This is a genomic window from Nonomuraea sp. H19 (assembly GCF_052068215.1).
GTDB lineage: Bacteria > Actinomycetota > Actinomycetes > Streptosporangiales > Streptosporangiaceae > Nonomuraea.
Genome location: NZ_JBQHCV010000002.1, coordinates 391,988 through 412,029, shown reverse-complemented (window position 1 = coordinate 412,029; position 20,042 = coordinate 391,988). Strand labels below are relative to the sequence as shown.

The window sequence follows — 20,042 nt, the reverse complement described above, 5'->3', positions numbered from 1 at the left end:
TTCGTCGAAGGGGCCTTAGCTCAGTTGGCAGAGCGCCTGCTTTGCAAGCAGGAAGTCAGGAGTTCGAATCTCCTAGGCTCCACCAGTAAGAACGCACCCCCGCTAGTGATCACTAGGCGGGGGTGCGTGACTAATTGAGTGACTATGTGTCCCCGCGCGCGGGGAAGATGTTGTCCATGACCTCTGCCCCTTCCAGCAGGACAGGCCGGAGCTGGAAGCGATAGACCGTCTCCGTCACTACGGTGTTTGCATGGCCTACCAGTCGTGAGATGTCCTCAATCGGGACCCCGGAATCCGACAGAAGCGACACGAAGCTGTGCCTTAGCTCGCGAGGCGTCCACTCAGCGCTGGTCAGACCGGCGCGGTCCAGCACCCTTCGGAAGTCGCGCCGTACGTTTGTGGCGCTCAGCGCTGTGCCGGTCTTAGTACAGAAGACCAGCCCCATACCCGTCCGCGAGTCGCCCGCAGCGAGTCGTACCCGGTCCTGAGCCTCGCTGAGCAGGCGAAGAGCTTCAACAACGCGAGCCGGCATCTTCAGGGTGCGACGCGACCTCACGGTCTTCGTATCGCCCTTCTTGCGGACTGATCGCCAGACGTAGATCGCGAACTCACGATGTTCCCATCCGATCTCGCCCACAGGCAGCCAGGCCCGCCTGTTCTCGTCGAACGCCACCACATGCGGCCAGGTCAGCGCGCGTACTTCCTCTGTGCGCGCCGGTGAGCAGTGACAGCAAAATGTAGGCGCGTATGCGTACCTCTGCCTGCTCTGCTGCCTCGACCACGGCCGCCGCTTGCTTGAAGCTGAGCGCGCATGATGGACGACCAGGCCGCCCTTCCGGGATATCGCATAGGTCAACGATGTTTCGTTTGACCTTGTCCCGCTTCATGGCGTTCTTCACGGCGCGATTCAGAACGGAGTAGATGAGCTTGAGGGTCCGTGTGCTCAAGACTGTGGCCTTGCTCGCCAACCACGTGTCCACGTCCTCCACCGACAGATCTCGAAGCTTGCGCGCACCAAGCGCCGGAATGACGTGAAGGTGAACAAACCCGGCATAGAGCTGCACGGTTCTCGCGTCTCGCCCCTTCAATCCGTGTTCCAGCCAGTAGATGACAGCATCAGCCACGGTGTAATCGGACGGTGCAATCGCCAGGCCGTCTTCGTAATCCCTGACGATCTCTTTGAGCTTGTCCTTGGCCTCAGTCTTGGTCTTACCACTTCCCCTCTTGACGATGCGCTTGCCCGCAGGCGTGTAACCCACCGTCAGCGAGGCAATCCACCGCCGCCTACTTTCGTCCCAATGCAGTCCGCCGTCTCCGCGACTTCTCCTCTTGACCATCAGCTTGCTTCCATCTCTCGCTCAAGCAGTGCGATGTACTCGCCGATGGCAGCAGCAGTAACGAGACGAGTCCGCCCCTCCTTGACCGACTTCAACCGACCCGAGCGAATCAGCTCATAGACCGAGGAACGACTCTGCCCAAGGAGCCTCACAACATCTCGGACTCGATACAGCCTGATGTCCTCAGCCGTGTCAATCATGGGCTTCCCCCCTTCGCCGTCGTAGAAAGCACAGCCGCAAGATGCGACTCGCCTGCGGTATAGCCCTGGCCGGCGAAGCTCCAGTGCGCGAGCACGAGCGTGGATTCCTCGCGCATCTCAGTACGACCAGGCAGGTCTTGCGTTTGCCGGTAGGTGGCGCGTTCATCCCGGATCGCGCCGAGCGTGGTGGAGTAGGCGCGTGATCGGGTGGAGAAGTGTCCGCGGAAGCCGAGCATGTGAGCCCACTTGCGCAGCCGCAGCCCGGTCAGTTCCGGGTGCGCCTGCGGGTTGCCCAGTCGCCACGCGGTGCGAATCAGACGCGCGGCGTGCGTGCTGGCGCCGTGCTCGTGTAGCCGGGACAGGTCATGAGCGTGGATACGGCGATCCACAGTGCCGGAGGTCTCGGCAGCTTTGGTGGCGTATTTGGCGACGTAGGCGGCCACAGCCTGCTCTGACAAGTGGCCGTCGAGCTCACCGGTTTCGATCGGCTTGACGTCGACCTGGCGGCCCCAGACCAGTTCCTTGGCTGGCTGGCCGAGGTCTGGCGCTTTCAGCCGCACCGCGGCCACAGCCGAGCCGATCGCGGTATCGAGCAGTTCCAGGCTGGCCCACGACGGCGGCTCAACCACATCCGCCGGGTCGCTTGTGCGGCCATCGAGGCGGACGACGGCATGGAAGTGGACCACGCCGCGGGCTTGGTATTCGGCGACCTTGGCGAATGAGACCCGCACTGCCTTGTTGAACGCCGTCTGGGTCAGCCCTGCGGCGGCGGCCAGGTGGCGGCGCAGGTAGATGGTGAAGCGGCGCCACAGTTCGCCTGCGTGCGCGTTCCACAGCACGTGCCCGACGTAGTCGTAGGAGTCGGGGTCGAGCGGTTGGCCGATCCTGTCGTCGTCGGCCTTGTGCCGCTCGAAGCAGGCGAGCCCGTTGCGGCGGGGATGGCACACCCTCCGGACGCCGTTCTTGTCGGGGCCGCGATGCACCGGCCCGAACGAAGGCGCGGTCAGCGTGGTGAACACCCGCGGATGGCTGCGGACGCTGGCCGGCACGCCTTTGGCGCCGCCGAGCAGCCCGGCCCGGATCAGGTGGAAGGTGTCGCGCCGGTACAGCTCGGCGCAGGAGGGGCAACGGGAGGCGCGCCGGTTGCCGCAGCGCACCAGAAGCTGCCCGTGAGGCTCCCCCGCAGTGCTGTAGCTGCAGACGATCTCGCCCGAGACGGCATCGAGCGTCATCGTCTCGCCCACCAAACGGACCGGTTCGGTGCAGCCGCCCAGACGGTGGACCTGTTCGACCCAGCGTGACAGGTCCTTGCCAGAGCGCCGGGCCAGGTCACGCACGACCGGCCCGACGCACTCAGCGAGCAACGCAGGCGTGCTCACCCTCGAACCCTCCTTAGCTCGACAACCTGGACGCGGACACGGCAGGCATCGCACTGCCGATCAGCGGGAAGACGACAACCGCAAGCGATGAGCCGACGCTGACCGTTGGCCTTGACCTCGACGGGACGCTGACAGGAGGCGCCCTCAGCAGTCGTGACGCGCCGATCCACGCTCCACGGGTTGTCCGTGACGTCGTCGGCGTAGGTTTCGGTCACCGCGACCCGGTAGCGGCTCACCGCTCCGCCTCCACCTCGCCCGAACTCTTGCACCGGGCACAGCCGGTTGCGTCGCACTCATCGCACCGCCGCCAACCCCGGACACTTCTGCGGTCAAAGACCGAGCACACCACCCAGCCGACGCCGCGGCAGGAGGAGCAGCGGACCGCTGTCTTGGTGCTCATTGGCCACACCTCCGGCAGAAGATGGCGGTGGTGTAGTTGACCGTCTTGCAGTGACCGCACCGCCAGGTGTCCGGCGTGGTCCGCGGCAGCGCCGGCGTCCTCATAGCCCCGCCACCTCCCCGGGACGGAGGTCCTCCAGTGACAGGCGGCCGGTGCCCTTGCAGCGCGGGCAGGGGAAAACGTCTATGTGGCCACGCAGCGTGCGCTTGCCGCCGCAGCGGACACAGCGCATCGTGGGTTCGTGCTTCATACTGGAATCTCCTTTGCTTGATGGCAGGTGAAGGAAGCGCGCCCTGCGGGACGGGTATGAGCGGCCAAGCTGAGCCGTTCCGCGGGCGCGCACCCCTTTTACAATCGAGTCGTTACATGTCCGCCGCTAAGACGCGCGGATGGCGGCGCTGATCTCGTCGTGCGTCGAATTCCGGTAGGCCGCGGCAAGCACTGCGTGACATCGTGCTTGTTCTTTCCGAGTGCCCGTCCTCAGAGCTTTGTCCAGCTCACGCGTAGCCGCCTTGAGCTTTTCTACTTGCGAGCGACGAGCCCTTGGCTCTCGCCGGTGTCTACAAGAACATGATCCGTGGTGTCGTTGCCCTCGTTTTCCGCTGCAGAGCAGCTGGTGGCAACCTCGTGATCAACGACGAAGTCACAGACTTCCATTGGGCATCCGAGGACGAGATCCGCGACATGGTGAGCGAAGCTTTCGCCGTCCGCATCCTTGACGCCCTCCACGAGGGAACACCCGCCATCCGGCACCACGACGGAGTCAGCCTCATATAACCCAGGTGCCAGAGGTGCCCGATGTCTGTCTAGTCCCACGAGATGATTGACAGTTCTGTCCCAGGACATGCTTGACGGGTGCCCTCGAAAACATAGGTCACCTTCCCTGGGTTAGGCCGCGGCTTTGATGTTGCGGACGGCCTGAGTCGTGGTGCGCCGGACGATGCGGACGTCGTCGGGCAGTCGGATGGCCAGGGCGGTATCGCCGAGTAACGTCGCTGTCGTGAAGGACACTGAACTCGTCGGAGTGCAGAAGACCCTCAGCCCCGTCCTCAGGGCCAAAGCACTGGACAACCGACTGCCGGATCCGATCCTCGGCGACGAATACGCTGAGCAGGCAATGCGCCGCCTCGACCCCGAATACGACAACCGCAGATTCGGCACAAGCCAGATGGGCCTCGCCGCCGTGGTGCGCGCCAAGGCCCACGACGACTGGGCCCGAAGCTTCCTCGCCGACCACCCCGACGCGGTGGTGCTGCACCTGGGCTGCGGCCTCGACGCCCGGGTGTACCGGATCGATCCGCCCGCCACCGTCGACTGGTACGACCTGGACTACCCGTCCGTCATCGAACTGCGGCAACAATTCCTGCCGCCCCGCGAGCACTACACCCTGATCGACTCCAGCGTTACCGACCTGACCTGGCTGGAACGCATCCCCCGCGGCCGACCGGTGTTGATGATCGCCGAGGGACTGGTGCCCTACCTGACCGAGACCGACGTCCAGCGGCTGCTGACCGGCGTCGTCGACGCCTTCCCCACCGGCCAAATACAGTTCGACACGGTACCGGTCTGGGCGTGGCGAACCTCGAAATGGGACCCTTCGCTGCGCAAATACGACGCCCAGTTCCACTGCGGCTTCAACGACCCGGCCGCGCTGGCCGATTGGCACCCGCGGCTCGAATACGTCGACGAGGCGCCGATGTACGACTCACCGGTGCTGATGGCCAAGGCACCCGCGAACATACGCCGCATGTACCGCCTCATGAACCTGCTGCCGGGCATGAGACGGTCCACCCGCATCGTGCGGTTCCGGTTCTAACGCGCCGACCTCAGTACTGCGGACGCTCGTCGCGTTATCGACCAGCGTCATTCCCCGCCCCCGAAACGCGCCACGTGCAGAACACCGCCTCACGAGACGCTGGAACACGGCACCGGTGTCTAGCATGTCTTAGGACTCCCCTGTCAAGCATGTCCCGAGACAGGACAGAGATGGCTGAGGTCTGTCTAGGTCTGATGCCCCAGGTCAGCCTGTTACAAGTTTCCTCACGTCTTCAAGCCCGCCGCGCAGCGGCGGGCACACCGTGATCACGGACGGGAGGCGTGTGCTGGACGTTCCCCGCAACGATGAAGATCGAGAAATGGCCAGCATGCAGACGCAGGGCTTCCACCGAAGTCCGGGGGAGGATCATCGGAGCTGGGACGGTGTTGCAGCACGGAGACTCACCTAACCTCCACCAGCTCGGGATGATGACTACCAGGAGGACCAAGCGTCAGCCTCCCCAGCCCATCACCACCGGACCCGCCTTGCAGACACGCACCCCGCCGCGAAGGACAGTCGATCAGGCAGCCCGGCCCCTGCGCGCTCGCTCGCGGCGGGCTCGGCTCGTTCCGGCCGGTCCCGCCGCGGCGGCGCGCGTGCCGCAAGCGGCACCACCCAAGTAGTGATGGCCCAGGTACGGCTTGAGCGCATCGCTCTCCTCCCAGGTCTTTCACCAACCCAGCGCCCACAGTGAAGGCCACGGCACGCCACCCGCACGGCTCAACACGCCCACGACGAAGATGGCGAAAGCCCTCACACTCGTAGGCACCGATCAAAGGTGAAGCGGCGAATGCGCGACCGTGGGGAAGATGAAAAGAAGGAATGGGGCTCCGCCCCAAACCCCGGCCCTCCTCGGAGATGACCAAGATCACACGAATGTGCAGGTCGGGCGGAGGTTCCCTGTGGGCATCTCCTCGCCGGGCACCACAAGGGACACCAGACCAGCCGCACCAGGGCAAGCCGCCGCCTGCGAGCAGGACAACCAGCGCGCGAGGAAGCTCACCGGGACACATGTACACGCGAACGGCGGCTTGCCCTGGCGCGTCCGGCCCGGTATGGCTACGCCTGCCCGACGAGGAGATGCCCTCACGACCGCTTCCACTCTGCAGGTAGCTGACGCCTGCGAGGACCGGTTATCAGGCAAGGTCGCAGTTCATCTGCAAACCACACCACAGCAATAGGAGTGGCAGGAATCAGGCGCTATTTGGCAGTAAGGTTAATGGTAATGCGACGGCAGACTCGTTTATCGTCAAGAGCAGGTCCGAAGACACTGACTAGCAATCCTGATCAATAGGAGTTTCATGCGAAAGACCATCGCATCAGTACTCTCATCCGCTGCCGTTGTTCTAGGTATGCTTGCAGTGACAACCGCTCCTGCGGCAGCCGCGACGGCAAATCCCACGAAGCGTTGCCAGGCTGAGCCTGGTGAAATATTTCCAATCTGTAACCTCTACTTCTACAACTTCCCCGGTGGAACGATCAGCATCGATGTCGACGCCGACGGAACCGGTACAGGTCATTGGAACCTGCAGCACCATGGGCGGTGGACGGACTGTAACCTGTACTACAACTTGCAGGATCCGGCCCAGTCTTGGACTTGTAGCAACCTGCCGGCAGGCAATTACATCCTCCGTAACGCCGGCCAGACCAACACGACCTTCCACCAACTCGGAGCACGCTGGTGAGAAGTATGCGGATGGCTACAGTAGAGCCCACGAAAGAGCGCGTCTCACAGGCAATAGAGCGTGCCGTGGCGCGAGGAACTCTCGTTCCTGGCCCTAATGGCGTCATCCGCATACAAAAGCCGAAACTCAACCTCAACGCCACGAGTTCGGGACGAAGAGCGCCGGCTGATTTCACCAGCTAATCCTGGCCCCACCTACCGGCGGTTTCTGGCTCCACCCATCACTGGCGATCATGGCTTGATCACCAGTGAGATTTGGCCCCCCACCCCAGCGGCCGTCGCCCCGAAGGCCGGTGAGGTGGGGGGCGGGCTTTCGGAGTGGTCGGGCTGTGCCGCTGGTGGCCCAGGGTGAAGAGCAACTGCTGACGCAACGGGTGGGCGAGCGCCGCGAACTGCTCAGGCGCGCCAATCTCCAGAACATCCTCAGGAGGTGGCAACTGGGAAGGCTGATCACGCATACCGAAGGTGTCTACACGTCTTTGACGTTTTCGTAAGAGCAGTGCTCTACTCCCTGCCATGACGACTCTTACGAACCTTCAGCCCGCCCCTGTCATCGACGAGACAGCCCGACTGCTGACCGAGCACTATGTTTTCCCCGAGATAGCCGAGAAGCTCGCCGACCTGCTACAACGACGCCTCGCCGAGGGCGCCTATGACGTCGACGGTGCCGAGGAACTCGCCCGTCTGGTCACCACGGACCTGCAGTCCGTCAACGACGACAAACACCTGAGACTGAAGCACCACGCCGACCCGGTGTCCCCCAAGCAGGGCGTGGCAACCCTGGACTCCATCCGCCGGGACTTCGACACCTCGCTGGGCGGTGCGCCCCGGGTGGAGTTGCTCGACGGAGGGGTCGCCGTGGTGGAGATGGCGCCGATGCTGTTTCCGCTGGAGTGGGCCGCCGAACCGCTGAGCGCCGCGCTCACCCTGGCCTCCCGCGCCCAGGCGCTGATCGTGGACCTTCGCAACAACCGGGGCGGCGACCCGGACACCGTCGCCTTCGTCTGCAGTTACCTCCTGGACGAGCGCACCCACCTCAACACCATGTACTGGCGCAGCGGCGAGCGCAGCGAGCAGTCCTGGAGTCTGCCGCACGTTCCCGGCGCGCGTTTCGGCGGCAGCAAACCGTTGTACGTGTTGTCCAGTGACAGCACCTTCTCCGCCGCTGAGGAACTGGCCTACGACCTGCAGCAGCTCGGCCGCGCTGTTGTCGTCGGCGAGCAGACCCGCGGCGGCGCACACCCGTGCAAGGGCTGGACCGTGCACCCCCACCTGGAAGCCACCGTCCCCACCGGCCGCGCCATCAACCCCGTCTCCGGCGCGAACTGGGAGGGCACCGGTGTGCAGCCGGACGTCCCTTGCGCTGCCGCGGAATCCCTCGACCACGCACACGCACTGGCCCTCGCCCGACTGGCAGGCTGACGCAGTCCAGCTCATCGACAGGGTGGTACCAAACGTCGTTCGTGATCAAGGCGACTGGAGCTCCGGGTCTGGTACCGGACCGCGCTGAGGTTGGTACCAAAACTCATGCTTCAAACCAGGCACCCCGGGGTGGGGCCAGTTCTCACCGGACATGAATCCGCTTCACCCCGGTGGGTCCAGCGGACTTCGTCAGGTGGAGCCAAAATTCGTTCCTCAACTCAGCCGGCCCCAGTCCGCCCCGGGTCCGTGGCGAGCGTTGAGTGTCAAACTGCGTGACAACGCCTGGGCACCGTTGCAGACACTCCCGCACGACGTTGGACACCCCGGCCCATCCGAGCAGGACCAACTCCAGATGCAATATGCGTTGAACTTCGTTTGCAAGCAGGAAGTCAGGAGTTCGAATCTCCTAGGCTCCACCGCAGCTCAAAGGCCACTTCCCTAGATCAGGAAGTGGCCTTTTCGATCTTGTACAGCTGCAAAGTACAGCTACGCGCTCAGCCGAGGTAGCACAGCAACTAACCCAGTCCACGATCATATGTACGTGGCGACGGCTTCGAGCACGCGCGGTTCGCAGTGCTCATGGCCCTGGGCATGGGCCAGTTCATAACGGTTCCCGTCGGGTCGGTGGTCGGGTTCGTGCTTGCCGCCATGGGCTCGTGGACGAGCTTGCCGGCGGGTAGGCCGCGCAGCTGCGCCCGCAGGCCGTCGGGGGCGGTGACGATCAGGGCCTTCATCTGGCGCTGGTCGACGGCCGAACGGCGGGCGATTCGCAGGCAGCGCAGGGCTTCCACGCTCGAGGATGATGACGAAGTGGCGAGCCCGCTAGAGATTGACCTGGGCGCGCGACATGCGCTGGCAGGTCAGGCTGTCGGCTCGTGAGATTGCGCTGGAGCCGGAGGACGTCGAGTACTTCGAGTTGGGAGCGAAGACTACGAGGCCGAGGTCTTTCTCCTGCAGTTCTGGCCAGGCAGTCGCTGAGACCGGGAGAAAGCCAAGGCCCTCGAACCCCTGGCGGTACTGTTCGCCACCAGCCGCACCACTGTCCACCGCACCACCCACCACATCGGCGAGCTGCTCGATCAGCGCAACATTACATCACCCCCGCGCCCACCCCGCCAGTAGCGCTACGGTCCTGTACGCACGCGTTCTTGCCGAAGACTCCAAGGCCGCCACCAAGGTCAAATCGGCGTGTTGATTCTCTGCGGTCCCTTAGCTGAGGCCCTTGCCGCGTTTGTGAGGCGATGACTCATCTGGAGAAGGGCCTTCCAGGTGCGAGTTCTGAGGCTGGACGGGTACGGCTCATGAGACGACAACGGACGTTCCCGCCGCGAGCAGGAACGCTGTCCTTGAAGAGCGTCACGGGCTCAAAGTGGGACGCCTGGCCCGCGCAGTTCTTGGGGGCATCCCGGCACTTTTCGCAAATCGTGCTCCTGCTCGGTTTCTCCAATGTTAGTGAAGACGATGTCATAACATCGAACTTCGTATCCCGAGTTGAAGAATATGCCCCCCGCCTCAACGGTAACCGCCGTCGAGATCACCAGCGAACCTTCGTCGGGCCGACTTGCCTTGAGCACCCCGGGCCCTCGCGTCTGCCGCCAGGAGTCTCCCGAAGGATCTTTCTTGAGTTGCCGGTCGAGTCGTTGGATATAGCTTCTCAGCGCTTCCTCGGCACGCGTCTCGATGCCGGTTTCGATGATCGCTCCGTACAACAGATAGGGGAGGATGATAATGCCCAAGACAAAGGCGAACAACAACGTCAGAGTGACAGTGGATAACCGGGGCCACCTCTTGCCCTTCATGTCGTAAGCGTACCGCGCTGGCCCGGCCTGCGCGGTACGCTGGAAACTTCTCTACACCTACGGCCTACCAGCCGGTGTAATTGACTGCCGGGTCGGCAAGGTGGTTCTGGAGAACCTGGGTGTAGGCTGCCAGGCCCTTGGCGTTCGGATGCATGGACGTGCGGCTCGCGCATCTGCCATTGTCGTTCACTAGGCAGTCGGACAGATCGCCGAAGTCGCCACCACCGGTGTCCTCGAAATTTACCGGGATGATCCATGGGTCGTCGTCACACACGCCGTGGGTGCCGAATTGTGATATCGGGTTGGCGAACGACACCTCCTCACCGGCCACCTTCAGACCAGCCACCATGGAAGATTCCTGGGCCGCCATGAAGTCGGAGAGCCTGTTCAGCACTTCCATCTCGGCCGCCGTGAAGTTGAACGTCGACCTACAGGGCAGACGGTCGTGCTCTTCGGCTCCGCCATTCCCGGTGCTGAGCTGGAGCCTGACGACCGACTCATTATTGATCTCGAGCCTGGCCAGTACAGGGTTCGAGCCACCTACACGAAGGACGAGGACAACTGGATGATCCTTGTCCAACTCCAGCCGGGAACCTGAGCCCCGGGCGTACTCCGCGCCTGTGTCGCTCTTCCATTGATCATGTGGTCGAGTGTCGTAGGAGCCTCAGTATGGCATTGCCCGAGCGTGCTGCTCCGAAAGGGCCGCCCATCGCTCAACATCACGTACCTGGCCACCTGGCGGCCACGCGGAATGCTCGCTCACCTGCACATCCCTCCAGCCGCCATCGTTTGCATTGGACACGGGCAGTTCTGCTCCGCCGCGCTCGACGAGAACGAGGGCCGTCGCTATGAAGCCCTCCATGAGTGAGTGCAGGATGGGATGGTTCGAACGCTCGTAGCGCTCGATAAGTGCACTCACGAAGGCCGCGAAGGCGGCCAGGTCAACCTCGCATTCGTCGCTCACCATAGGGCCGAGCCCCGTCGGCAATCCCGTCTCGGGGGCAAGAGCCTCAGCAGATCGCATGAACAGGCCAGCGACTCCGTTTGAGGGGTTCCAGAGGACTTGATCGACAACCTGGAAATACTGGCTCATGTTCTCCTCGCGTTCCACGGCGCCCGCCGCTCGGGCTGCGACGTTGGGCCCGAAGGTTGCCGCTTCCTACGCATCCCCGGGTATCGCCGCGGGTCCATCGTAGTAACCCGGCCGAGCTATTAGGACGGACTCGAACTGTCTCCCCTCGGGGTCGTCCTCTGCTTCAGGCTTAATAGAGCGCCAAAAGGCCAAGAGAAGCTCAGGCAAGGTGTAACTGTGTCCGTTCTCTTCCTCGATCACCGTTGTACGCTGCCGAAGCTGCGTCACCAACTCTTCCGCGGGTGTGGCGAAAACATCCAACTCCGCCCAGAGAACACGGTCCCACTCATCCGCGCCGGCTACTGGGGTGTAGATCTCAATGGCTTCTACTACCTGGTGCTTGTCGAAGTATGCGAACACGGAGGCGCCAGAAGAGGACCGGTGAACAACCCAGCCGGAGCCATAAGCTTCCGGCGTCCCAAGTGCTTCCAACGCAGCGTGTGCATCTGCATGTGACATCCCAATTCGGACGGGACCAGCGCCAAATGGTGGCGACAGCTCGAAGCGCACGATGCATCCCTTCTTGTGAGAGTGAGACAGACCGATCCTGGCCACTCTGGAAAGAAACGTGCAAGTGACGACCCTGATTGCCCCCGGCTGGGGCTCTTCCGGCTCCGGGATGATCGCCGAGGGCCTGCTCGTCATCGCGAACCTATCAGTGGCTGAGGTAGGGGGCCTGATGCGCGCGTCGCGCGAGAAACACCAGCTCGCGGGCTGATCGTCGGGCTATTAGCGGCCATTAAGAGGGGTGACGAGGGGGCAACCACGGTTTATCAGGACCGGCTTCTTGCCCAGCCCAGCGCCCCAGCGGGCCGTACTCGATGCAGTTTCCAAGCTGGTAGCGCGGCATTCGATTGCCTGCCGCTTCACCGTCAGAGACTCCATCAGGCAACTTCACGACCACTGGGCGACGCTGCCGATGGGTCGATCAGGGCACTCCATACAGACGAGGAGATAAGCTGCGCCGGCATCGCCGATCATGAGTCCGGAGGGACCCATCTGCTCTGGGTCGAAGTCTGAGCTGAGGAGGTGCCGCTCCTCAAGCGGTACCCACCTCGTCGCGGATCCGGGATCGTGCTCCCAACTGGCGATCGTCAGCAGATGCACCATCTCATGGCCCTGGCCGCATGTGACGGTCTCGGGGGATTGGATCCAGTCAATCCATCCGCCGACCTTTGTGCCCGGAGCAGCCGACAGATGGTAGTAGTAACTCCAATCTTCCGCATCGTCCAGCGACGATTCCCATTCCTTGATTTTCTCGGCCAGCTCTGCCGACTTCTCCCAGGCCGGATACTCCTTGACCCGCTCGGGTGAGAGCACGCACGGCTGGGGGAGAAGTCCTTCCTCGCTGGCCACGGGCTTCGGAACCTCGGTGAGGGGCTCTGCGACGAGGCTCGCCTTCCGCCAGAGCACGCGTACCACCGGCCGAAAGTCGGACTCGTGCACGAAGGGACACCACAGTATCTGGCAGACGTCCGTGTCCGGCGGGAACGGCAGCTCGGGTACGTCCCGGGCGTGGAGTTGGAGGATCGGCACCATCGCGATCGGCTGTGCTCCTGTGAAGCCTTCGTGGTCAGGAGACGTGCAGAACGGCCAAGGGTCGCCGATGGGCCAGAGCAGCGGGCCGCCCATGGAACTATCAGTAGGCGAAGGCGCTCCGGGACGCGGGTGTAGCCGGACAGCGATCTTGCTCTGGCCGGCCAGTTCGGGAAAGAGCTTCGCCACGTCGAACGGCGCCGGGGGCGTCGTCAGGCCCACGTCTTCGTCTCCGATCATTACGGATACCGTCAGGCAGCACACCATAAGCCAGTGCACCGACAGAATGAGGGTTCGATTGTCTATGACGCAGTTCGAGTGTCAGCCCTCGATGAGGTAGTGCAACCCGCAGGACGTGCGCGTGGCGCCGTGCAATATGCGTGTAATGATCACGGCGGCGCAAGCGCTGTGACATACAAACGCCGCAGGTCAGAAGCCGTGTAAGCGCAGGAACGGTCACGCGCTGTAAAGCCGTAGGCAGTTCGGATGGCGGCCAACCGAGTAGCCACCAAGATCTTGCGCCTAACCTCGAGCAGTCTCCTCAGTACCGCTGGCAGAAGCGGTAGCAGAGGGCCGGATGGCGATGGTGCTGACGGTGCCTTTTCCCCACACAGTGGTCTCGATGATCGTCTGGCCGTCAAGGGACACCATGCGGAACTCCGGAACGAAACGAGGTGTGAACGTCCCGGCGATCCAGCTGCGCAGTTGCTCCACCCCGCTTGCAGCAAGGTCCCATTCGTCAAGAAGACGCACCTGGACCCATCCGTAGTGGTCCTCCCACTCGTCCTCTTCGTCTGCGTAGTTGACTAGCAGCAGAAATTCGCGCTCTTCGTTGAAGAGGCCGAACTCCGACGCCATCCGGAACCAACTCGCGTTGACCTTGACAGGCATGTCCAGGTCGTCGACATCGGGAATCTCGTCCGGCCGAGAGTCGAATCGGCCATCCTCGGGTCGAGCGCTTGAGGGGTAACGTCCCGCTGGCAATTGAGGTTGCCGGACCTCTCCTTCCACTCGCCGGATGAAGAGCAGCCCAGCGGGCGCGAGCTGGGCGGCGATCTCGGAATCAGTCAGTGGCACGAGCGCACACTAGCCGCAGGGCGAGAGACACGTCCACCACGAGGCCGGACTGTGAAGGACGAACATCGCCCTGCCTGTACCCGGGACAAGCTGAGCGGGCCGGTGGACGACGGACGGGAGGACCAGGCCGGCGAAGTGCGCGTCGCGCCGAGGTGAGCAGGTGGGCGGGCGTGATCGTCGTGCCATTAAGGGCGGTCAGCAGCGGTCAACCACGGTCACTCGCGGACAGTCCTCAGCGCAGGTCAAGGCCGTTGCGCTTGAAGATCAGACCGTTTTGCAAGCAGGAAGTCAGGAGTTCGAATCTCCTAGGCTCCACCGCAGGTCAAAGGCCACTACCCATGATCGGGAAGCGGCCTTTTGATCTTGTACAGCTGCCACAAGGCACCTCTGTGTCATTCACTGGGGGCGAGTGACCGGAACTACCGTAATCAGATGGTCCAGACCTTTGAAATCCTTGGGATTGCAGGTGTACAGAGGGAGCCGGTTCGCGATTGCCACACAGGCAATCATCAGATCTGCGGTGCGGGGGCGTGGTTTGCGCCCTGAGGCGATGACGGCCGTCCACAACTGGCCGTACTCGCGGGCAGCAGTGTCGTCGAAGGGAAGCGGGTCGAATTCGGCTTCGGCGGTCTGCAGGATCTTCATTCGCTGGGCGAGTTCCTGCGGTCCTGTCGCTATCAAGACGCCGACCGAGAGCTCCGCTGTGGTGATGGCGCTGATCAGCATCTCATCGGGGAGCTCGTCGGGATCGATGCCGGCGCGCAGGATGAGGATGTTGGTGTCGAGGAGCCCTAGGGCGTGGGTCATCCCTCGTCCTCAGTGAATTCGCGTCGGCCGTATGCGCGATCGTAAGGATCGTAGAGATCGTCGTTGACGTGGCGCTCCATGTCCTCGCGATATTTACGGTCGTCCAGTCGGGGCATGCCACGCGACACGGCGGCGAACTCAGCGCGGGAAACGGCCCGGCGCCGGCGGCGGAGAGGGACCAGATCACCGATGTGATGGCCATTGCGGGTAACGGCGTATCGCTCCCCACGTTCCAGGCCATCCATGATCTCCGCCGACCGGTTACGCAGGTCGCGTTGAGATATCTCATGGGAGCGGTCAGGACCAGGAGTGCTCACATCTGAAGTCTACTGCGTTGTGCCATGCCGTGCTACCAAGTGCCACGCCTGGACACTCATCGAGCCCGAAGGGGCAGTAGCGAGTGGGGAGCGACCGGATGGGCGCGAGATCGCTACCCGGGCCGACGCAGAGGTTGCTGTACAGCAAAGAAGTACAGCAACGGGGCTGGAGCGCCTTGGCCCAGACACGGCGGTTGAAGTTGGTGTTGCGCAGCGCCCCGTTGTCCGGTCCGGCGAAGATCAAGCCCGTCGAGGGCGTCACCGAGGTTCTTGGTCAGGTACTTCGACAGGTAGCGGATGCACTGATCCGCGTCCGGAGTGCCCGCGAGCACGCCCTTCACGTCCACCTGATCTCCGAAGCGGACCACATGCAGCGGCTCGGCCGCGTCGTCCTGGTCCAGCTCGTCGAAAGCTTGGTCCCACGCCGGCAGGACTTCACCCATGATCGGATCGAGGTAACCGACGCCGTCTTGCCAGACGGGCAAGTGATCATCCTCGAAGCGGACTCGATCGCAGGGCGGCCACCACACTTGGTGATAGGTCGCTCAGCATGCTCGCCTTATCCAGCCTGGCACGCCGCAGTGTCACTGACTCGCCCAGGACAAGTCCAAGCAGACCAGAGGGCAGAGGCGACGGGAAGTACAAGTACTACGCCGAGACCGGGCACATCGACGGTGCCTGGAAGTGCGTGCGGTACGCCGGATGGACCCGCGACCCGAGCGGCCGCGTTGAGGCCTGGGGCGGCCGCAGGAAGTGGGAGAACTGCCAGGGCTGAACAGTTCACATGCGGAGGGCTTGAGGCGAGCATCCCGTGCCCGCCCCCTTCCGTTAAGGGCAGACGTTCTGGTACGGCGCTCCGCCCAGGTACCGCTCCCACTCGGCGGGCGACAGCGAGCGCCCGACCCGCGCGCACACCTCCTGCGCGACCCGTTCTCCGCCAACGGGAACCCCGCGGACGGCCCTCTCCATCCCGACGTACACGGCCGCCCCGTCGGCGCTGAACGCGAGCGACCACGGCTGGCCCTCCTGCAGCAGGTAGGACCCGCCGAGCCGTCGCCTGGCCTCGACGTCCCAGAGCTGGAGCAGGCCGTGCGTCGAGGCGGTGGCGAGCGTCTTGCCGTCGGGTGAGAAGGCCAGAAAATCGACTTCGTCGGCGGCCCGCGGCAGGGCGGGGCGCAGTGCCTCCGGCCCGTCGACATTCCACAGCTCCACTCGCCCGGTAGTGCTCTCGTACGCGGCGAGGAGCCCTCTCCTGCTGATCGCGAGCGCGTCCGGGGGCCCGAACCCGGCGCCTACCGGCTTGCCGGTGCCGACGTCGATGAACCTGCCGCTATCCGGCGACACGTACGCTGTGCCGCCCGGCAGGAAAGGCCCGCCTCGGAATTTCGTGTCGAACGAGCTCAGCACGTGCCCGTCGGCGGCGTCGAGCACCACTTCCTTGAACACCGGGCTCCGCCCGTGCACGACGGTCATCGCGAGCCGCCGCCCGTCTGGAGTGAAGTGCACGTCGCTGGGGATGCCGTTCTTCCCGGGTACCCGTACCGACCAGAGCTTCGCCAGGGTACGCAGGTCCCAGAGCGTGACCTTGCCGTTGACGTCCTTGACGGCCAGTTTCGTTCCGAAGAAGTCGGCGGGCTCCTCGTTCTCGGTATCGACGGAGAGGCGGCCGGTCTCCTTGCCCGCGCCCATGTCCCAGATCCGAAGCTGCTTGTCGGCTATGATCGCGGCCCACTTGCCGTCGCCACTGAGGTAGGTCAATCCCGGCACGGCCGTCGCGTGGGTGCGCGGCCGCAGGTCCAGGCTGACGACGGCGTCGTCCACGACGTACCGCAGCGTGCTGCCGTCGGGGTCGAACGCGACGTCGGTCAGATCGCCCTCGGCGCGATAGTCGAGCACCATGTTCCGGGTGTGCAGATCCCAGACCTGCACATCCCTTCCCAGGAAGGAGGCGAGGTGCCGGCCGTCCGGGCTGAAACGCAAGTGGCCGTCGGACCCGCAGGCGCGGCAGAGCATCGTGTCGCCGAGGGCGCGGCCCGAGGCGGCGTCGACGAGGGCGATGTCTGTCCCGTTGCTGCAGGCGAGCGTCTTGCCGTCCTGGCTGAACGCCACCTCCTTGGGGCGAGCCGCACAGGTGGAGAACGGCCGCTCCATCCGCCACCCGGGCAGCGCGATCTGGTCGAGGCGGTCTCCCGGCAGCAACAGGCGCCTGCCCGTGGGATCCACGAGCGGATGGCTCACCGCCTTCTCCCCGCGGAGTTCGAAGACGGCCTTGCCGAACCGCTTGCCGGTCGAGACGTCGAGCAGGTAGTGGATGTCATGCATGCTGTACAGCACCGTGAGCGTGGTCTCGTGCTCGCCGAACACGGCGCTGTAGCCGAACTCGGTCGATGTGGGAAGCGGCCGTTCGAGCAGCTTCCTGCCGGTCTTCAGGTCCCAGACACCGAGCCTCTCGGTAGTGGTCTCGGCCAGCAGCCGCCCGCTGCGGCTCAGCGCTGGTGGATAGGCGATGGTCCCGCTCAGAGTCATCTGGGGCCAGCTCGCCGTTGGCCTGCCGGTGCGCACGTCGTACACGTTGACCCCGCCTTCGCTGGCGCTGACCAGCGTGCGGCCGTCACGGCTGAGCACCCGCCGTGCCACGCCCTTGACCGGCTGGTCGTGGAAGACGGCCGTCTCATGCTGCTGGAGTGAGGCCGTCAGGCTGGAGCGGGCCTCCGGCTGCGCCGGTGAGATCCGCCAGGCCGCCACACTCAGCAGCATCGCCAGGGACGGGTCGATGGTCCGCTGCCGGTCCGCCTCGGCGGCCGCCTGCTTGGCGGCCAGGATGTCGCGTTGCCGTGCCGTCTCCTGGCGCTGCCAGACAGCCAGCCCGCCGGCCACGAGCGACACCACCAGCAGCCCGGCCAGCGCGACCGTGGTCAGCGTCCTGCGCCTGACCCGCCGTCTGGTGAGGTCGGTGCCGGCGCGCAGGAACTCTCGTTCGAACGGGGTCAACGTGACGTTCCGGCGACCGGTCGCGGCCCAGCTCAGCGCCTGCTCCAGGCGGCTGCCCTGGAGCACGTCGGCGTCGCGCCTGCCGTTCTCGGCCCAGTGGCGGGCGGCGGCGTTGACGCTGTTCAGCATGGCCAGCCCGTCGCGGTCGGCGTCCACCCACATGCGCAGCCTCGGCCAGGCACGCAGCAGGCCGGGGCGCGACAGGGACACCGTGCCGTCGCCGCTGACGATCACGTACGAGAACGCGTCCAGCACCCGCTTGATTGCCGCCGACTCCTGCTCAGGGCGCCCCTCGAACAGCTCGTCATACCCGGCCGACCGTCCGGTCTCGTGCCCGTCCTCCCCGACGGCCACCAGCCGCAGGAACACCTCGGCCACCACCTCCCGCTCCTCGGGGTTCAGCGACTCGTAGGCGTCCTCGGCGATCGTCCCCAGAGCGGGATCGCCCTGCGGCGCCGACCCGTGCACGCCCCGTGCGGTACTGCTGCCCGCCGCCAGCAGCCCCTTGGTGTCGGCGCCGTTCCCGCTGACCAGCGCCAGCAGCAGGTCGCGGGCCGTGGGACGGGCCGCCGGGTCCTTGGCCATGGCCGCCTCGACCAGGGGGGCCAGGCGTGACGGCAAGGCGCTCAGGTCGGGTCGGTGCGACAGCACCCGGTGCATGACGGCGCCCAGGTTGTCGGCGGCGAACGGCTCGTGCCCCGTGGCGGCGAACACCATGATCGCGCCCCACGCGAACACGTCGGCCGGCGCGCCCGCCCGCTCCCCGATGAACACCTCGGGCGCCATGTACGCCGGCGTGCCCGACACCTCGCCGGTCCTGGTGAGCGACATGTCGAGCGTGCGAGCTATGCCGAAGTCGATCACCCGTGGGCCGTCGGGACCGAGCAGCACATTGTCCGGTTTGAGGTCACGGTGCACGACTCCCGCGTCGTGGATCGCCGTCAGCGCGGTGGCCACCGCCGTGGCCAGCCGGTACAGGTCGTCACCGGTGAACCGACGTCCGCCCCGCACGGCCGCACCCAGGCTCGGCCCCGGCACGTACTCGGAGACCAAATACGGCCTGCGCCCGTCCAGGTCGGCGGCCAGCACGCGCGCCGTGCAGAACGACGACACCCGCCGCGTGGCCGTCGTCTCCTTCGCGAACCTGTCGCGGACCGCAGGATCGCCGGCCGCGTGCAGCACCTTGACCGCGACCCGGTTCCCGTCCGCGTCGTAGGCGTCGTACACGACTCCCTGCCCGCCCGCACCGAGCCGTCCGGCGAGCCAGTAATTCCCGATGCGCTGGGGATCCCCCGCGCTCAGCGCTTCCATGGCGGGTTAGATATCATTTTTATCGCGGAAGTTGTCACACTAAGGGGGTTTGGCCCCGTCCTCCTCCCACGACCCAGTGAATCAACTTCGTGAAGGCGGATGTTCACTCAGGCGTGGCCATCCGGACGCGGCAGCCGTCGCGGCCTCGGACGGTGTGGCCGGAGCGTTCCCAGATGGGGTCCTGAAGGGCTGTCCCGGGCAGGTCTTCCACGCGTGGCGCACCATCACGAAACCGCTGAGGTCCGTAAGCGGCTGAGGTAAGGACCTGCTCGCCCGCCGGCCATCGACCCGGGGAAAGCGAGCAGGCCGGGCGAGGTGTCGCTGGACGCGCAGGTCAGGACCTACTCGTCCTCTTCGTAGCGCCACTCCTCAAGCACCCACGGATCTCTTTCGAGGCGCTGCGGGCGGCATATCCACACGGGAGAGACGCGGTTTCGGCCACGCTTGGATCGAGATCGATGATGTGCGCCATGAGCTGCGTCTCCGCAGATCGAGCAAGATCGCTCCTCCCCTCCGCGCCGCCGCCGCACATATGCAGCACGGCGATCGCCAGGCTGTGGCCGGCCATCACACGGGGTTGGGGGCGATCGACCGGCCGGGACTTCGTTCCTCAGCCCCAGCCCACCGGGTGATCACCGCCGTTGTCGCCGAGTGCCCCGCACGGTGGCTTTACACCCAGTTGTCACGTGTGGTGTAACTGGGGCGCAAGCGACGATTAAGTGTTGGTCCATATGTTCCTCTCGTTAGGAAAACCTACGAAAGGGACGGTCCCTTGCCCGCTCCTGCGGCGAGCCCAAGCTCGTCGTCTGCTACCGAGCATCTACGGCTGCGGCG

General features: G+C 64.8%; 22 protein-coding genes, 1 tRNA gene and 1 pseudogene. 7 read left to right on the top strand and 17 right to left on the bottom strand.

Annotated features, from left to right (window positions below; all coding sequences use genetic code 11):
- Window positions 1-9 precede the first annotated feature (9 nt).
- Window positions 10-85, top strand: a tRNA-Ala gene (locus ACTMTI_RS05595).
- A 57-nt stretch (window positions 86-142) separates the two neighbouring features.
- Here the strand turns inward: ACTMTI_RS05595 and ACTMTI_RS05590 are convergent.
- The 6 genes from ACTMTI_RS05590 to ACTMTI_RS05565 all read right to left on the bottom strand — a co-directional run bounded on the left by ACTMTI_RS05590 (window position 143) and on the right by ACTMTI_RS05565 (window position 4,045).
- A complete protein-coding gene (locus ACTMTI_RS05590; RefSeq protein WP_441118522.1) occupies window positions 143-637 on the bottom strand; it encodes a tyrosine-type recombinase/integrase in 495 nt (164 codons plus the stop codon).
- Window positions 609-1,337, bottom strand: a complete 729-nt coding sequence (locus tag ACTMTI_RS05585) for a hypothetical protein (RefSeq protein ID WP_441118521.1) — start codon at window positions 1,335-1,337, stop codon at window positions 609-611. Before ACTMTI_RS05585 ends, ACTMTI_RS05590 begins: the two co-directional genes overlap by 29 nt.
- A complete protein-coding gene (locus tag ACTMTI_RS05580; protein ID WP_441118520.1) occupies window positions 1,337-1,537 on the bottom strand; it encodes a helix-turn-helix domain-containing protein in 201 nt (66 codons plus the stop codon). The genes ACTMTI_RS05585 and ACTMTI_RS05580 overlap by 1 nt, the downstream gene beginning before the upstream one ends.
- A complete protein-coding gene (locus ACTMTI_RS05575) occupies window positions 1,534-2,916 on the bottom strand; it encodes a replication initiator (RefSeq protein ID WP_441118519.1) in 1,383 nt (460 codons plus the stop codon). The genes ACTMTI_RS05580 and ACTMTI_RS05575 overlap by 4 nt, the downstream gene beginning before the upstream one ends.
- A 500-nt stretch (window positions 2,917-3,416) precedes the next feature.
- Complete coding sequence (locus ACTMTI_RS05570; protein WP_441118518.1) at window positions 3,417-3,566, bottom strand: hypothetical protein; 150 nt, start codon at window positions 3,564-3,566, stop codon at window positions 3,417-3,419.
- A gap of 272 nt (window positions 3,567-3,838) precedes the next feature.
- Window positions 3,839-4,045 carry a hypothetical protein gene (locus ACTMTI_RS05565; protein WP_441118517.1) on the bottom strand — a complete coding sequence of 69 codons (207 nt, stop codon included), beginning with the start codon at window positions 4,043-4,045 and terminating at the stop codon, window positions 3,839-3,841.
- 271 nt (window positions 4,046-4,316) lie between these two features.
- Here ACTMTI_RS05565 and ACTMTI_RS05560 point away from each other — a divergent pair, with 271 nt between their 5' ends.
- The 4 genes from ACTMTI_RS05560 (at window position 4,317) to ACTMTI_RS05545 (ending at window position 8,238) form a co-directional block, all read left to right on the top strand.
- Entirely contained in the window at window positions 4,317-5,132 is an 816-nt protein-coding gene (locus tag ACTMTI_RS05560) for a class I SAM-dependent methyltransferase (protein WP_441118516.1), read from the top strand.
- Between the two features lie 1,301 nt (window positions 5,133-6,433).
- Window positions 6,434-6,817: a hypothetical protein gene (locus ACTMTI_RS05555; protein WP_441118515.1), complete on the top strand. Its 384-nt coding sequence runs from the start codon at window positions 6,434-6,436 to the stop codon at window positions 6,815-6,817.
- Window positions 6,818-7,145: 328 nt separating this feature from the next.
- Window positions 7,146-7,310 (top strand): hypothetical protein, encoded by a 165-nt coding sequence (locus tag ACTMTI_RS05550; protein ID WP_441118514.1) that lies wholly within the window; start codon window positions 7,146-7,148, stop codon window positions 7,308-7,310.
- 22 nt (window positions 7,311-7,332) lie between these two features.
- A complete protein-coding gene (locus ACTMTI_RS05545) occupies window positions 7,333-8,238 on the top strand; it encodes a S41 family peptidase (RefSeq protein ID WP_441118513.1) in 906 nt (301 codons plus the stop codon).
- A gap of 515 nt (window positions 8,239-8,753) precedes the next feature.
- Here the strand turns inward: ACTMTI_RS05545 and ACTMTI_RS05540 are convergent.
- The gene (locus tag ACTMTI_RS05540; protein WP_441118512.1) at window positions 8,754-9,029 is read right to left on the bottom strand and encodes a hypothetical protein; all 276 of its coding nucleotides are present in this window, start codon (window positions 9,027-9,029) and stop codon (window positions 8,754-8,756) included.
- 205 nt (window positions 9,030-9,234) lie between these two features.
- Between ACTMTI_RS05540 and ACTMTI_RS05535 the strand changes: the two are divergent.
- Window positions 9,235-9,433 (top strand): annotated as a pseudogene (locus ACTMTI_RS05535) (ISAzo13 family transposase); the annotation flags it as partial.
- 169 nt (window positions 9,434-9,602) lie between these two features.
- Here the strand turns inward: ACTMTI_RS05535 and ACTMTI_RS05530 are convergent.
- The 4 genes from ACTMTI_RS05530 to ACTMTI_RS05515 form a co-directional block, all read right to left on the bottom strand.
- Entirely contained in the window at window positions 9,603-10,037 is a 435-nt protein-coding gene (locus ACTMTI_RS05530; RefSeq protein WP_441118511.1) for a hypothetical protein, read from the bottom strand.
- A 64-nt stretch (window positions 10,038-10,101) separates the two neighbouring features.
- A complete protein-coding gene (locus tag ACTMTI_RS05525) occupies window positions 10,102-10,617 on the bottom strand; it encodes a hypothetical protein (protein ID WP_441118510.1) in 516 nt (171 codons plus the stop codon).
- An 84-nt stretch (window positions 10,618-10,701) separates the two neighbouring features.
- Window positions 10,702-11,130 carry a DUF6086 family protein gene (locus tag ACTMTI_RS05520; RefSeq protein WP_441118509.1) on the bottom strand — a complete coding sequence of 143 codons (429 nt, stop codon included), beginning with the start codon at window positions 11,128-11,130 and terminating at the stop codon, window positions 10,702-10,704.
- A gap of 66 nt (window positions 11,131-11,196) precedes the next feature.
- Window positions 11,197-11,679 carry a hypothetical protein gene (locus ACTMTI_RS05515; RefSeq protein ID WP_441118508.1) on the bottom strand — a complete coding sequence of 161 codons (483 nt, stop codon included), beginning with the start codon at window positions 11,677-11,679 and terminating at the stop codon, window positions 11,197-11,199.
- 64 nt (window positions 11,680-11,743) lie between these two features.
- On the opposite strand from ACTMTI_RS05515, the gene ACTMTI_RS05510 reads away from it, so the two are divergent.
- Complete coding sequence (locus tag ACTMTI_RS05510; protein ID WP_441118507.1) at window positions 11,744-11,887, top strand: hypothetical protein; 144 nt, start codon at window positions 11,744-11,746, stop codon at window positions 11,885-11,887.
- A gap of 176 nt (window positions 11,888-12,063) precedes the next feature.
- On the opposite strand, the gene ACTMTI_RS05505 is transcribed toward ACTMTI_RS05510, so the two are convergent.
- The 6 genes from ACTMTI_RS05505 to ACTMTI_RS05480 form a co-directional block, all read right to left on the bottom strand.
- On the bottom strand, window positions 12,064-12,945 hold the full coding sequence (locus tag ACTMTI_RS05505; RefSeq protein WP_441118506.1) for a hypothetical protein: 882 nt from the start codon (window positions 12,943-12,945) through the stop codon (window positions 12,064-12,066).
- Window positions 12,946-13,227: 282 nt separating this feature from the next.
- On the bottom strand, window positions 13,228-13,782 hold the full coding sequence (locus tag ACTMTI_RS05500) for a hypothetical protein (RefSeq protein WP_441118505.1): 555 nt from the start codon (window positions 13,780-13,782) through the stop codon (window positions 13,228-13,230).
- 396 nt (window positions 13,783-14,178) lie between these two features.
- Complete coding sequence (locus ACTMTI_RS05495) at window positions 14,179-14,589, bottom strand: type II toxin-antitoxin system VapC family toxin (protein WP_441118504.1); 411 nt, start codon at window positions 14,587-14,589, stop codon at window positions 14,179-14,181.
- The gene (locus tag ACTMTI_RS05490; protein WP_441118503.1) at window positions 14,586-14,906 is read right to left on the bottom strand and encodes a type II toxin-antitoxin system Phd/YefM family antitoxin; all 321 of its coding nucleotides are present in this window, start codon (window positions 14,904-14,906) and stop codon (window positions 14,586-14,588) included. Before ACTMTI_RS05490 ends, ACTMTI_RS05495 begins: the two co-directional genes overlap by 4 nt.
- A 113-nt stretch (window positions 14,907-15,019) precedes the next feature.
- A complete protein-coding gene (locus ACTMTI_RS05485; protein WP_441118502.1) occupies window positions 15,020-15,391 on the bottom strand; it encodes a replication initiator in 372 nt (123 codons plus the stop codon).
- Between the two features lie 343 nt (window positions 15,392-15,734).
- On the bottom strand, window positions 15,735-19,208 hold the full coding sequence (locus tag ACTMTI_RS05480) for a WD40 repeat domain-containing serine/threonine protein kinase (RefSeq protein ID WP_441118501.1): 3,474 nt from the start codon (window positions 19,206-19,208) through the stop codon (window positions 15,735-15,737).
- Between the last annotated feature and the right edge of the window lie 834 nt (window positions 19,209-20,042).

What these genes read in the sequence shown, in the direction of transcription:
- ACTMTI_RS05585 (WP_441118521.1), bottom strand. Translation starts at nt 1,337, where the DNA reads ATGGTCAAGAGGAGAAGTCGCGGAGACGGCGGACTGCATTGGGACGAA.
- ACTMTI_RS05580 (WP_441118520.1), bottom strand. Translation starts at nt 1,537, where the DNA reads ATGATTGACACGGCTGAGGACATCAGGCTGTATCGAGTCCGAGATGTT.
- ACTMTI_RS05570 (WP_441118518.1), bottom strand. Translation starts at nt 3,566, where the DNA reads ATGAAGCACGAACCCACGATGCGCTGTGTCCGCTGCGGCGGCAAGCGC.
- ACTMTI_RS05555 (WP_441118515.1), top strand. Translation starts at nt 6,434, where the DNA reads ATGCGAAAGACCATCGCATCAGTACTCTCATCCGCTGCCGTTGTTCTA.
- ACTMTI_RS05545 (WP_441118513.1), top strand. Translation starts at nt 7,333, where the DNA reads ATGACGACTCTTACGAACCTTCAGCCCGCCCCTGTCATCGACGAGACA.
- ACTMTI_RS05530 (WP_441118511.1), bottom strand. Translation starts at nt 10,037, where the DNA reads ATGAAGGGCAAGAGGTGGCCCCGGTTATCCACTGTCACTCTGACGTTG.
- ACTMTI_RS05520 (WP_441118509.1), bottom strand. Translation starts at nt 11,130, where the DNA reads ATGAGCCAGTATTTCCAGGTTGTCGATCAAGTCCTCTGGAACCCCTCA.
- ACTMTI_RS05505 (WP_441118506.1), bottom strand. Translation starts at nt 12,945, where the DNA reads ATGATCGGAGACGAAGACGTGGGCCTGACGACGCCCCCGGCGCCGTTC.
- ACTMTI_RS05495 (WP_441118504.1), bottom strand. Translation starts at nt 14,589, where the DNA reads ATGACCCACGCCCTAGGGCTCCTCGACACCAACATCCTCATCCTGCGC.
- ACTMTI_RS05480 (WP_441118501.1), bottom strand. Translation starts at nt 19,208, where the DNA reads ATGGAAGCGCTGAGCGCGGGGGATCCCCAGCGCATCGGGAATTACTGG.